Raw genomic sequence first — 13,238 nt, 5'->3', positions numbered from 1 at the left:
TGATTTGTCGAAACTTTGTTCAGTTTTCAAAGGTCTACTTAATTGCTTAACGCAACTATTCAATAATACCATCGTTGATCGCTAAAGTCAATAACTTTTTTTGAATAAAAATTCTTAAGAACTAATAATTATTCAAACATTTGTTTCACCTAAGCATTCATATCTCTTAACGACAACAAATATAATACCAAGTATTACGTTACGCGTCAAGAAGTTTTTTCTATTTATTCCAAATACTCTTAAATTACATTTATATACGCTAGAAATATGACTGTATCCAGACTATCCACTAATTCCAAATTTTGGATACTATGCATTATTTTACTTAATCATTATCTATGTTGAATCACAAAATACATAAGAATAAAAATAAAATTTCATGCCAATACAATGGGCCTTGAGTAACTTACTCGAAGTTGCGGCTTGAGGTACACATAAATAATTTGCAGCTAATCGAATAGCTACAACTCATAGAACACATTTACATACGACTAACAAAAAACCGCGCCAAAATTCTTGACGCGGTCCCTTTTTAGATAATCCTATTTCAGTTCAGGTGCATCTGTCTTAAACAGATTTACAGTTGAACCACCATATTTTTCAATCAGGCTAGTTCCCTTCTTTTGAGCAGCCTTTAACTTTTTCATTCCATCTGTATATTTGTAGCTATAATCGCTCTTATTAACCTTCTTAAACCCAGAAGGTGTGTAGAATCTTAAAAGATCCCCAGTAACAATCTTATCTGATAACGATAAGACTTTATCTGTATGAGATTGCATAGAATCAACCTGTGCCTTTTGCTCAGCAGTCAGATTTTTGACTAAGTTACCGCTACTATCGTACACTTTATTTCCAATCTTAGAATATGTCGGTGAAACATAGTCGCCATCTCTAAATGCTACTGTTTGATTTCTGTTCTCTGAAAGTAAATCATTACCTAACTGAATCATATTAGATGAGTCTATTCCCAGCAAGTCCTCCAGGGTTGGCATTACATCAATTTCGCCACCATAAGTATGATTAATACCACCCTTCAATCCATTCATATGAATCATAAACGGTACTTTTTGGAACATAGCTAAATCATAACTTGAAACCGACTTCTTCCCTAATAGCTGGGCGATTGCCTTCTTATGATTATTTGAAATACCATAATGATCACCATAAACAACAATCATTGAGTTGTTATACAACCCAGATTTCTTTAGATAAGATATGAATTCACCAAAGGCTTGATCCAGATAATGTGCTGTCTGCACGTAGCCATCAACAGTCTTATCGCCTGTTGTAGTCTTCGCAATAGTTTGATTTTGCTTATCCAATTCGTAAGGATAATGGTTTGTAACAGTAATCAATTTTGCATAAAATGGTTGTGGCAACTGCTGGATATACTTAGTTGCTTGTTTTAAGAAGATTTTATCCTTCAACCCATATCCCACGCTATAATCAGTTTTTTGTTTGTAGTAATCATCGTCAAAGAAATACTGGTAGCCCCAAGACTTATAGGTATTATCTCTATTCCAGAAACTCCCTACATCTCCATGAAAAGCTGCCGTTGAATATCCCTTTTGGTCCAAAATAGCAGGCAATGCCTGGAAAGTATTTGAAGTACCATATTGTGTCATCACTGAGCCAGATGGTAACCCAAAAAGCGAATTCTCCAACATTGTCTCAGCATCCGACGTTTTTCCTTGCCCTACTTGATTAAAGAAGTTATCAAAAGATAAAGTATTGCTATCAGAGTAGAATTTATTGATATTTGGTGTAACTTCTTTTCCATCAACCTTGTAGTTAATCAAAAATTGTTGAAAACTCTCTAGGTGGAAAATAAAGACATTCTTCCCCTTTGCCTTACCATAATATGAAATATTAGAAGAAGCTCGATTTTTTTTCAAGTAAGAAAGTACCGACTTCAAATCATTGCTGCTAGCATTAGCCCTAGTTGAACTCTCCTTGTATGTCTCATAAACATTATATCCAGTATAAAAGTTTAACCCCAAATATTTCACTATATAGTTATTATCAAATGTTCTTGTTAACAACTGTGGTCTATCCTTCTCTGACACAGTTAGATTAATTGCAAACAAAACTACTGACAGGGCAGTAACCGCTCCTGCCAACTTGAAATTTGTTTTCTTCTTATCAACCTTGATAATCTTAAAAATCAAGAGAAGACTCAAAACTATAACATCTAAAAACACTAAGAAATCACTTGGTTGAATAATTTCCATAATACTAAGGCCCAAGTTGTTCGAAACTGAACCTGATGATTTAATTATTCCTACAGACAAAAAGTCCGAAAATTCGCGATAATAAAGAATATTGGCAAATAACAGAAGCGATGCCAATAAATCAATTATCATCATAATCCAATATGACTTTTTCCCTCTAAAATATAATGCAATCCCCAAAAGTAATAATCCAAACGGAAGTGGATTCAACATTAAGATTGCCTCCTGAACCCCACCAGTAACACCTAAATTGAACTTCGTCTGGTAAGCCCAATAAGTTTTAATCCAGAAACAAACCATCAATAAAATAAAGAAACCATTTTTGGTGTTCAGGACATTCCTAATCTTGTTTAAGACCGACCCCATTAAACTGCCTCCATCTTCAAAATATCATTTAGATCAATTATATTCCTATTTGTTCTCACAACAAAAAAATAAAACTCATCTTCAAATTTTTTTAATAATTAGTCGTTCAACAGATCGTAAATCTCCATTGCTGCCAGATCAATATTATCAAATTCAAACTGTTGTTTATCGGGCAACTCCTCAAGAGTAAATGTATCTGTTTCCCTATCATAGCTGATTACTCCGCGTTCACGGCCGTCTTTCTCAAAGCGTCTACTTTGAACCTCATCACTTTGCTCCTTGACCATTGCATCTAAACGTGAAATTATTGCTGCTAATTGCGAAATCTCCATTATAAAAAACTCCTTCTTTCCAGATTGAAAAACAATCCTTAAGTAAACATAATAGCTTTATTCTACCAAATAAAAATTAAACATACACGAAATATATCACTTTTATCACCCAAATAACATTAAAAAAGATTTAAAAAAAGTATTCTAATCCGAAAATAAATAAGAAAATTAATAACTGGTCCCTTATTAGATGATTTACGTCCAACAAGATCGAGGACATAAAAAGAAGTACCATCAACAAGAATACAAATATTCTCATCAATGATACTCCATTTTCGTTACCCAGCGTCATATTTTAAAAAGCTTAGTGTCTTAAAACAATAAATTTCTCTACCAAACAATTTGGCCAGAAAAAACTGATTCAATCTTCTATTTTGAATCTGAAACAATCTCAAACTCTCTTTTATAAGATTAAGTTTTCTTACCAAAAAAACTTAATCTCGACAAAAGTTCAGTGATTACTTCTCCCTATCCTTTGGCGGAATAATCAACGCAATCATACCAAGAAACATCCCAAAATAATACGTCACAAAGCGCCACAAAATCATTGCCAACACCAATTTACTGGAATTAGCAATAAAGGTTGAGAAAATCATTGAGAAACTATACTCTGCACCACCAGAGCCGCCTGGGATTGGAAACAATGAAATGACCATTACAATAAGGATGTGCAAAGTAATAACCAATAATAATTGTGCATGCGAAACATGCAACGCTAACAAAATAAAATAAGGGATTACATAATAAAAGGATAACTGAACAAGGGTTAAAAGGCTTATTTTCAGTAATAATTTCCAGTTGCCTTTTAAACGTACACTTTCCTCGTAAAAATTATCAATTTTTTCATCAATCGCTTTTTCCCATTTCATATAGCGTTCAGAATTAGAAAACCACTTTACCGGCTTAAACATTAACTTAACCAATTTCTTGGTGAAATCATACCAGTACATTACTAGCAAAAGTCCTAGTATAACTGCTAGATGTACTACAAATCCAAAAATAAACAAAATAGAAAGAGCGTGCATCTTGTCAGCTATCAAATGAAAACCAATAAACAAAGCAAATATGAAATTTATGACAATCATAGATTGATACACTACAAATTTCATCAAAAGAACTGAAGTTGCTCTTCCTGCATCAACACCAGATTGCAAAAGTGCAAATAGCTGAGCAGGCTGTCCACCTGAAGAAAAGGGTGTAATTCCATTAAAGAGTTGCTCAATCAAAGGTATTCTAATGGTATCTCGCCAACTAAATTTCGATCCTTCACGATGCAAAAGTATCTTAACAACAACTGCTTCAAGCAATAATGACAACCCCATACATGCAAAAGCAGCTAACAGCCATTTCCATTTAAGAGAAGATACATCGCACATTAGTGAACTAAAAGAAATATCTCGCAAAGAGAATCCTAAAATAACACTCCCCAAGATAAGCATCAACAGTAAAACAATCTTATTATTTCTTGTCATCCCTACACCATCTCAGTCTGTCGACGGTAAAAATCATACCATATTTTAGCTAGATTATCCTCTGAATAATAATTTGAGGCATCCAATGATTTTTTACTCATCTCATTAATTAATTCAGGTGTATTTGCCAAATTTCTTAAGATCGTTTCAAATTCAGCAACATTCTTACCATCTAAATAATATCCCTTTAGAATTGCCTCATACAATTCAAGCGAACGTAATACAACAGGTATTCCAGTACTGAAAGCCTCCAATATACTCATCGGAAAAAGTTCATTATACGATGGCAGTAAGAAAACATCCGCTGCATTATAATAATCATTCATCTGCACACGATCAACTATCCCTGAAAAAATAAGATTATCAGGCGGATTATCAACAACTTTCTTGAGTTCATCATACCCATCTGTTATTTTACCGAAAGAAAAACCTCCAACCCAAACAAACTGAAATTCTGGCAACTTCTTAGCAAGTTCAATAAAATCGGGAACACCTTTGCGTTCTTGAACCTGTCCAACTCCGAGAACAACGAATTTGTTGCGACCTATTCCAAGTTCTTCCCTAATTTTTTCTTTTTCGTCAGTACTTTTTTGAAAAAAGTCATCATGCGAAACAAAGTTAGGAATATACGTTATTTTATCCTTTGAAACCCCATATTTTTCAAGCTCTTTTATAAAGATGGGGTTAACAACAACCAGCTGGTCCATTCTACGGTAGAATGCAATCACATAATGATAAACGATTTTTTTAATAATCCAAGGTAACTTTAAGCTGCCTTCCAGTGTTTCGGGTAAAAAATGGACATATCCGATCTTTCGACCTCTTCCTGGAAGAAAAGTCGATAAAAAGAAGAGGGGATCAATCGTATGATAATGACTGATATCAGACCTACTAAATTTGTTAATTGATATTTCTATCTTTCCTGATAACTTTTTGCGTAACAGCCCAATCAGTTCTGTATACGCACTACCAACACCTTGCCCTTTTACTTTCGTGGCAGAAGAAAACATCTGAATCTTCAACATCTTAAAACTCCCTTAATCAGCCCGTTTCGCCAGAATGACTAGTTTCACTTTCTTTACCATACAATGCTTTACAATCAGCGTAGAACTGTAAAATTCTCTCACCAAAATTATCTGCAGAAATAGAAGCTAATTTGGACCCTAGTTTATCTTGATTAATTTGTTCATTACTCTTGTTCAAGTAAAAAATAATTTTATCAATAAGTTCTTCTTTGTTGCTAAAAGTTCCTCCAAAATCCTTATCACTCAATAGCTCATCCGTATACGGACTATGTGTCGCTACAACGCGCAATCCAGAAGCCATTGCCTCAATATAAGTTAAGCCTTGCGATTCAGAAATAGAAGTCGATACGAATAAATCAGCCATATGGTAATAGTTAGCAACCACTTCATTATCCACCTCGCCAGTAAAAACGACAGCCGATTCCAATTTCAAATCATTAACTTGCTGTTTTAGGGATTCCATGGCTGGACCATCTCCCACTATCAGCAGCTTTGCATCGGGTATCTTTTTTAATACCTCAGGCAAAATATTTATTAACCTATCAATGTTTTTTTCATAAGCCAGCCTACTTAATGTCAACAACACTGGTGTATCTTTTTTAAAATTGTATTTCTCACGTAAATTTAAATCTGCTGTGACGTCTCCAAACTTATTAATATCAACACCTGTTGGAATAACTGTTACTGGTGCCTTAATTCCATACCTGTCCAAAGTATCCAAGACTCTCTCGCTTGGTGCAACTATCCCTGTCATGTGATAACAAAATGTACGTGACATTTGCTTCACATGATACGGCTTCAGTAATTTGCCTTTAGCAACATAATGTAGATAGTCTTCATACATTGTGTGATAAGTGTGTATACATGGAATCTTTAAATTTTTGGCAACAAACTTACCAATCCAACCCATCGAAAACTCCGTCTGTGTATGAACAATATCCAGCTCTAAATCTCTCGCAACCTGATAGGCCCTAAAAAGACCTCTTACTGCAATTCTTCGATCAGTAAATGAAATAAAAGGTATGCTGCTAAATCTGAAGATATTTCTTTCATATTGATTAGGTTCGACATTCGGATCAGTCGTTGTAAAAATATACACATTGTGCCCATGTTGTTCCAACTGTTCACGTAATGTTTTAACAGAGGTAGCTACGCCACTGACTTGCGGAAAATAAGTATCCGTAAAAATCCCAATATTCACGAGCATCCCCCTTAATAATTAATAGTCAATGTTAATTATATTGGTTCAAACAACTTAATGCAATGATTCATCAATTTTTCATTAAAAATCATTTTTAATCTTAATAGTTTTTTTACTTAATCTTCAAATTCAAAATAAAAAAGCCAGACTTCAAAAGAAATCCGGCTAAAAGTACTATATATTAATCAGTAAATTCCTTAACTAAAGAAATAACTTCTTCAGTTGTTTCACATTCACTGACCGCTTTTTCAGCTAACTTTTTCATTTTATCTGTATCTAACTTCTTCATCAAACTACGTGTCTTAAGAATTGAGGTTGCACTCATTGAAAATTCGTCGAGTCCAAGGCCTGCTAAGATAGGCACAGCAATCTGGTCACCAGCCATCTCACCGCACATGCCAGTCCATTTGCCTTCCGCATGGGAAGAATCAATAATAATCTTAATAAGACGTAAAATTGAAGGATTGTAAGGCTGGTACAAATAAGAAACACGCTCATTTCCACGATCAGCAGCCATAGTGTATTGAATCAAGTCATTTGTTCCAATACTAAAGAAATCTGAATACTTAGCTAATTTGTCAGCAATCATTGCTGCTGCAGGAATTTCCATCATCATACCGACTTCAATGTCATCTGAAACAGGTTTTCCTGCTTTAACAAATTTAGCTTTTTCTTCTTCAAAGATAGCCTTAGCATCTTTAAATTCCTTTACAGTAGCAATCATTGGGAACATAATTGCCAAGCGCCCATAATTAGATGCACGCAACAAAGCCCTTAACTGTGTCCTGAAAATATCCTGCTTATCCAAACTAATACGGATAGCACGATAACCTAGGAATGGGTTCATCTCTTCTGGTAGTGGTAAATAAGGTAATTCCTTATCACCGCCGATATCCATTGTACGAACAACAACTTGCTTGCCATTCATACCTTCAACAGCTTGTTTATATGCTTCGAATTGGTCATCTTCGCTAGGAAGCTCACTCGCATCCATATACAAAAATTCTGAGCGGAATAAACCAACGGCTTCTGCACCGTTATCGTTCGCGCCAGCAACATCTTTCGGTGTACCAATGTTGGCACCTAAAATAAATTGCTTGCCATTTGCTGTAACAGTCTTAGCATCTTTCAATTCTTCCCATTCAGCCTTTTTCTTAGCAAAATCAGAAGCTTTGTCTTCATACTTCTTTAACTCTTCAGCAGAAGGTTCAATAATTGCTTCGCCTTCAATACCATCAATGATGACAGTTTGACCTTCTTTAATTGTACTAGTAGCGTTACCTGAGCCAACAATAGCAGGAATTTCAAGAGTCCTTGACATAATCGCTGAATGTGAAGTACGTCCACCTATATCAGTGATAAACCCCTTCACAAAATTTCTATCCAATTGTGCTGTATCAGATGGAGTCAAATCATGTGCCACAATCACTACTTCTTCATTAATCAAAGCAGGATTAGGCAAATTAACACCTAATAAATGACTTAAAACACGTTTAGCAACGTCTCGGATATCGCCTGCACGTTCTTGCATATAGGCATTATCTGTCATGCCTTCAAACATAGCGATAAACATATCTGTTACGTCTTTTAAAGCCTTTTCGGCATTAACTTTATCATTCACAATCTTATCTTTGATATTTCCAAGCAACTCAGGATCTGATAAAATTGTTAAATGTGCCTCGAAAACTTCTGCTTCATCTGCACCCAAATTGGCAGCAGCCTTCTCTTTAATAATCTTAAGATCAGCTTTCGCAGCTTCAACCGCATCGTCCAACCGCTTAGTCTCAGCTTCTGTATCTTCAACAGAACTTTCGGAAAACGATAAATCTGGTTGAACGAGCATATATGCTTTTGCTGCAGCAATACCATCGCTTGCAGCAATACCCTTCAACATTTCAGACATTATTCTGCAAGTCCTTCCTTTGTCATTGCATCTGCAATTGCTGCAAGTGCATCTGTTTCATCTGCACCATCAGCACTGATTGTAACATCAGCATTTTGACCAACTCCGAGTGACATAACACCCATAATTGATTTCAAGTTAACAGATTTTTCTTTGTAAGTTAAAGTAATATCTGAGTTAAACTTGCTTGCTGCTTGTACCAAAAGTGTAGCTGGGCGAGCGTGAATACCTGTTTCTGCAATAATGTGAAATTCTTTCTTTTCCATGTCTAGTCGGACTCCTTTACGTTATAAATAAAGTATTTTAAGAACTCATCTGAAAATGAAAACATTTCAAGAACACGTTTTCATTATATAGTGACAGAATCGCTCCTACTAAAAATAAATGTTAGCATGAATCAAATTACAATACAAGTTTTACAATAAAAGTTTTTTTGACTTTTTGCAAATATCCATCTGCTGTGATTATCTCTCAAAATGATAGGTAATCTCACCTTTATGTCCTGCAATTCCAACTACTCTTTTTCGTTGTGGGAAGTTCATAAAAGCTTCATGAAAATCCATAAAATCATCAGCTGATATTTTAATTTCTTCAAGTTCACCTTCAGCTAATTTTTGCAATTTATCTGTAAATTCTTCTGTCATGCTGTCACCCCTTTTATGCACGATCATATGATACATAATTACTTTAAAAAAAACAAACATATAGAGACTTAATCCTTGAATTATCAATAATAAATTAGTATACTGTTTTCAAAGGTCAAAGATAGTCAAATGTTTTTTGACTTATTATTAATGAGAAAGGTAGTGAGTTCTTAATGCTATGTCAAAATTGTAAAAAAAATCCAGCAACAATTCATCTTTCTACAAACCTTAATGGTCAGCAAGCGTCAATTGACCTTTGTCAAAACTGCTACCGTGCCTTAAAGGAACAATCTCAAAGAAATGGTGAAACAAATGGTTTCCAAGATCCTTTTGGTTTTGGGAGTCTTAATGATATTTTCCGGTCACTCGGAGATGGTTCAACTCCTACTCAACAGGCTCAACAAGGAATGCCACAGTCTGCTCAATTCTCTGGTAATGGTGGGGGAAGACGTGGTAATGGCGGAATTCTAGCCCAGTTTGGCTTGGATTTAACGAATGAGGCTAAAAACAACAAGATTGATCCCGTGATTGGGCGTGATAATGAAATTTCGCGTGTGATTGAGATCCTAAACAGAAGAACTAAAAATAATCCCGTACTAATTGGTGAAGCCGGTGTTGGTAAAACCGCTGTCGTTGAGGGATTAGCACAAAAGATCGTTGATGGTGATGTTCCACAAAAACTGCTAAATAAGCGAGTTATTCGTTTGGACGTTGTCTCTTTAGTTCAAGGGACAGGTGTTCGTGGTCAATTCGAACAGCGGATGCAGCAATTGATGAATGAATTAAAACAAAACCAAAATGTTATTCTCTTCATTGATGAAATTCATGAAATTGTTGGTGCCGGCAATGCTGAAGGCGGTATAGACGCTGGTAACGTGTTAAAGCCCGCCCTAGCCCGTGGAGAGCTTCAATTAGTAGGTGCAACTACACTAAATGAGTATCGCACTATCGAAAAGGATGCTGCGCTTGCTCGTAGGCTTCAACCCGTACAAGTCGATGAACCCTCTATTGGCGAGACGATCAAAATACTTGAGGGTATCCAAGCTAAGTATGAAGCATATCATCACGTTCGCTATACACCTGAAGCTATAAATGCAGCTGTTACACTATCAGATCGGTATATTCAGGACCGCTTTCTGCCCGACAAGGCAATCGATTTGCTTGATGAATCAGGTTCACGCAAAAATTTGACGATTCAAGCTGTTGACCCTAATGTCATTGAACAGAAAATCAAAAATGCACAAGAACAAAAACAAATTGCCTTAAATGCAGAGGATTATGAAAAAGCTGCTTATTATCGTGACCAGCTAAACAAATTAAGCTCAATGAAAGAAACAAAAGTTGATGCTGAAAATTCTCCGATAATCACTGAAAAAGATATGGAAAAAATTATTGAAGAAAAGACAAATATCCCAGTAGGAGAATTACAAGAAAAGGAACAAACACAGTTGAAAAACCTGGCAGCTTCCTTAGACTCCCATATAATTGGGCAAAAAGATGCTGTTAATAAGGTTGCTCGCGCAATTAGACGTAATCGTGTTGGTTTTAATAAATCAGGACGTCCAATCGGTTCCTTCTTGTTCGTAGGACCTACTGGTGTTGGAAAGACAGAAACAGCAAAGCAATTAGCAAAAGAACTCTTTGGGACTTCAGATTCAATGATTCGTTTTGATATGAGCGAGTACATGGAAAAGCATTCAATCTCAAAACTGATTGGATCGCCTCCGGGATATGTTGGTTACGAAGAAGCCGGACAGTTAACCGAACAAGTTCGCCGTCATCCATACAGTTTATTGCTGCTTGATGAAGTTGAGAAGGCGCACCCAGATGTAATGCATATGTTCTTGCAAATACTTGATGATGGACGTTTGACCGATTCACAAGGTAGAACTGTCAGCTTTAAGGATACCATTATTATCATGACATCAAATGCTGGAAGCGGAGATTCCGTTGCAAGTGTCGGATTTGGAGCCGCTGCTGCAGGGAATACTCATTCTGTTTTGGATAAACTTACTAAGTACTTCAAACCAGAATTTCTAAACCGTTTTGATGATATTGTTGAATTTAATGCGCTTAACAAAAAAGATTTAGTTTCAATCGTATCGCTTATGCTAAATGATGTTAATTTGATGATGTCTAGTCAAGGACTTTCATTAACTGTAACGGATGAAGTTAAAGATAAGCTTGTTGACTTAGGTTACAATCCTCAAATGGGGGCTCGTCCGCTGAGACGTGTTATTCAGGAACAAATTGAAGATAATGTTGCAGATTACTATTTGGAACATCCACAGACGAAGAACTTTGAAGCAAAACTTGTCGATGACCAAATAAAAATTGATTCCCCTGAGATTGCTAATGTCACTGAACAGACAAAAAGCTAAATTTTAACTAAAAGGAAATGTAAATTCGACTACATTTCCTTTTTTTATAGCATTTTCCTATAGTATGCATACCATTTTATATTATAATGAGTATATAAAAATAATTAGTTCCAGTGAGGAGGTTTTATAATGCATCTAGTGGATGTAAGTAGCAGTTACTCCAGAAAGATAAAGCAGGAACTTGAAAATTCTGCTAACCATTTTATCAAAATTTACACACTTGGAAACACTCGTGTAGTTTTCAAAAAAAATGTAGCAACCAGTGAAATTGTCATGTCTAATAAAGTACGTGGAATTACTGAAGAAGAAATAAACTTTGTACTTGAAAAGCTAACAAACTCATCGATTGCCGATGTAACAATTACAACTGGTAATAGAGTTGTTGATATTTCATTTAAGAATTAAAAATGATATTACAATCTTTTCCATTTGTTTCTAAGGCGGTGCATTTTTGAAATTTCCTAAATTCATTAAAAACTTATTATCACGAGATTCAAGAAGAAAATATGCAAGTAAAACGGTTAAGAATGATGTTAAAGCTGTAACGGAAAACTCAGTTTCACAACAGCCCTTAATAAAGCCTGAGAATAAGAAAACTGTTGAAATTACCAAGAAAATGTCGCATACGAAAAAAGAACTTCAGGATTCGGTCTTACTAATTATCTACACGGATGAAAATGGAAACGAACTGGTCACACCACAAATTGTTAGTGGTCACCTCGGGGAAGAAATTAATTATCGAATTAAATCTCTTAAAAACTATGACTTAATTAATTTTAAGGGATTCACGAAAAACTATGTTGACCACTATGCCATCTTGACTCTGATATTTAGGAAAAAAACGGCAGGATCAATTTGGATTTTCTGTCGAGATGTTGATACAAACGAATTAATTCTCTCACCCAAGCTATCTAAGGGATATTTAGGGGATGCATACCAATTATATTCACCTTCTATTCCTGAATACAGTTTACTGAATGTCAAGGAATCAATTCGAGGAACTCGTTCCATTGAAAGTTCTTCTTTAACATTTTTCTACAGGCGAAAAACTTGGCTTGAAAATGGGCAATCATCTCTTTATTTTAAGATGAAAAGCTCAGTACCTGTCTATGACTCTCCAGGTGGAAAGCGGCTTAAAATCAACTTATCTCCACAGACGATCTGGAAGACTTTTGCTGTAATCACGACGGCAGATAACTCAAAATGGTATTGTATCGGGGGGCCTCTATGGATTGCCTTTAACAACACACTGATGTCCATATATGCAGAGGATGAAACTAACGAACAGTATGGTCATAATTCTAAAAAACTTGCTACCTTAATTGAGGCCACTGTAGATTACGTTGCTGATAGATCTGTTAATCTCTACGATAGACCTTTTGGTAAGATATCCGGCACACTTAAACATGGCACCAAGATTAAACTTGAATATTTAGAAACATCTGACGAAGTTACTTGGTACAGGCTGACCAATAAACTCTGGCTTCCCAGTCAATATATCTTATTCAGATAAGAAACTTCAAACTAGTTAAATTCTGCACATAACTGCCCAAATAACGAAGAGAAAATATGACATGAGTCCGTTAAAATTGAACACTAACACGAAATAATGACATAGTTAAAGCTAACATCTTGCTATAAGTAATTTGAGACTAGACAAAGAACTTTGTCTTATGGAGCAGG

11 protein-coding genes are annotated in these 13,238 nt (G+C 35.4%); 3 read left to right on the top strand and 8 right to left on the bottom strand.

Features of this window, described 5'->3' with window-relative positions; translation table 11 throughout:
* Nucleotides 1-542: 542 nt before the first annotated feature.
* The 8 genes from IV36_RS09670 to IV36_RS09635 form a co-directional block, all read right to left on the bottom strand.
* A complete protein-coding gene (locus tag IV36_RS09670) occupies nucleotides 543-2,597 on the bottom strand; it encodes an LTA synthase family protein (RefSeq protein ID WP_056992077.1) in 2,055 nt (684 codons plus the stop codon).
* A gap of 98 nt (nucleotides 2,598-2,695) precedes the next feature.
* Entirely contained in the window at nucleotides 2,696-2,929 is a 234-nt protein-coding gene (locus IV36_RS09665) for a YkuJ family protein (RefSeq protein WP_056992075.1), read from the bottom strand.
* Between the two features lie 458 nt (nucleotides 2,930-3,387).
* Entirely contained in the window at nucleotides 3,388-4,401 is a 1,014-nt protein-coding gene (locus IV36_RS09660) for a lysylphosphatidylglycerol synthase transmembrane domain-containing protein (protein WP_056992073.1), read from the bottom strand.
* A gap of 2 nt (nucleotides 4,402-4,403) precedes the next feature.
* Nucleotides 4,404-5,426: a glycosyltransferase family 4 protein gene (locus IV36_RS09655; RefSeq protein WP_056992071.1), complete on the bottom strand. Its 1,023-nt coding sequence runs from the start codon at nucleotides 5,424-5,426 to the stop codon at nucleotides 4,404-4,406.
* 16 nt (nucleotides 5,427-5,442) lie between these two features.
* On the bottom strand, nucleotides 5,443-6,627 hold the full coding sequence (locus IV36_RS09650) for a glycosyltransferase family 4 protein (protein WP_056992069.1): 1,185 nt from the start codon (nucleotides 6,625-6,627) through the stop codon (nucleotides 5,443-5,445).
* Between the two features lie 181 nt (nucleotides 6,628-6,808).
* On the bottom strand, nucleotides 6,809-8,530 hold the full coding sequence (ptsP, locus tag IV36_RS09645) for a phosphoenolpyruvate--protein phosphotransferase (protein WP_056992067.1): 1,722 nt from the start codon (nucleotides 8,528-8,530) through the stop codon (nucleotides 6,809-6,811).
* Complete coding sequence (locus tag IV36_RS09640; protein WP_056992065.1) at nucleotides 8,530-8,796, bottom strand: phosphocarrier protein HPr; 267 nt, start codon at nucleotides 8,794-8,796, stop codon at nucleotides 8,530-8,532. The genes ptsP and IV36_RS09640 overlap by 1 nt, the downstream gene beginning before the upstream one ends.
* Before the next feature lie 198 nt (nucleotides 8,797-8,994).
* Nucleotides 8,995-9,174 carry a hypothetical protein gene (locus IV36_RS09635; RefSeq protein WP_056992062.1) on the bottom strand — a complete coding sequence of 60 codons (180 nt, stop codon included), beginning with the start codon at nucleotides 9,172-9,174 and terminating at the stop codon, nucleotides 8,995-8,997.
* Between the two features lie 173 nt (nucleotides 9,175-9,347).
* Between IV36_RS09635 and IV36_RS09630 the strand changes: the two genes are divergently transcribed.
* The 3 genes from IV36_RS09630 (at nucleotide 9,348) to IV36_RS09620 (ending at nucleotide 13,068) form a co-directional block, all read left to right on the top strand.
* Nucleotides 9,348-11,555 (top strand): ATP-dependent Clp protease ATP-binding subunit, encoded by a 2,208-nt coding sequence (locus tag IV36_RS09630; RefSeq protein WP_056992060.1) that lies wholly within the window; start codon nucleotides 9,348-9,350, stop codon nucleotides 11,553-11,555.
* A 129-nt stretch (nucleotides 11,556-11,684) separates the two neighbouring features.
* Complete coding sequence (locus IV36_RS09625; RefSeq protein WP_056992058.1) at nucleotides 11,685-11,960, top strand: DUF1827 family protein; 276 nt, start codon at nucleotides 11,685-11,687, stop codon at nucleotides 11,958-11,960.
* Between the two features lie 46 nt (nucleotides 11,961-12,006).
* A complete protein-coding gene (locus IV36_RS09620) occupies nucleotides 12,007-13,068 on the top strand; it encodes a MucBP domain-containing protein (RefSeq protein ID WP_056992055.1) in 1,062 nt (353 codons plus the stop codon).
* The last annotated feature ends 170 nt before the right edge of the window (nucleotides 13,069-13,238 follow it).

The sequence above is a fragment of the Liquorilactobacillus mali genome, from assembly GCF_001437155.1.
Classification (GTDB): domain Bacteria; phylum Bacillota; class Bacilli; order Lactobacillales; family Lactobacillaceae; genus Liquorilactobacillus; species Liquorilactobacillus mali_A.
This window is presented reverse-complemented; position numbering and strand designations above follow the sequence as displayed.

Excerpts from the sequence above, each read along its gene's own strand:
- IV36_RS09670 (WP_056992077.1), bottom strand. The coding sequence starts at position 2,597 with ATGGGGTCGGTCTTAAACAAGATTAGGAATGTCCTGAACACCAAAAAT.
- IV36_RS09665 (WP_056992075.1), bottom strand. The coding sequence starts at position 2,929 with ATGGAGATTTCGCAATTAGCAGCAATAATTTCACGTTTAGATGCAATG.
- IV36_RS09660 (WP_056992073.1), bottom strand. The coding sequence starts at position 4,401 with ATGACAAGAAATAATAAGATTGTTTTACTGTTGATGCTTATCTTGGGG.
- IV36_RS09655 (WP_056992071.1), bottom strand. The coding sequence starts at position 5,426 with ATGTTGAAGATTCAGATGTTTTCTTCTGCCACGAAAGTAAAAGGGCAA.
- ptsP (WP_056992067.1), bottom strand. The coding sequence starts at position 8,530 with ATGTCTGAAATGTTGAAGGGTATTGCTGCAAGCGATGGTATTGCTGCA.
- IV36_RS09640 (WP_056992065.1), bottom strand. The coding sequence starts at position 8,796 with ATGGAAAAGAAAGAATTTCACATTATTGCAGAAACAGGTATTCACGCT.
- IV36_RS09635 (WP_056992062.1), bottom strand. The coding sequence starts at position 9,174 with ATGACAGAAGAATTTACAGATAAATTGCAAAAATTAGCTGAAGGTGAA.
- IV36_RS09630 (WP_056992060.1), top strand. The coding sequence starts at position 9,348 with ATGCTATGTCAAAATTGTAAAAAAAATCCAGCAACAATTCATCTTTCT.
- IV36_RS09625 (WP_056992058.1), top strand. The coding sequence starts at position 11,685 with ATGCATCTAGTGGATGTAAGTAGCAGTTACTCCAGAAAGATAAAGCAG.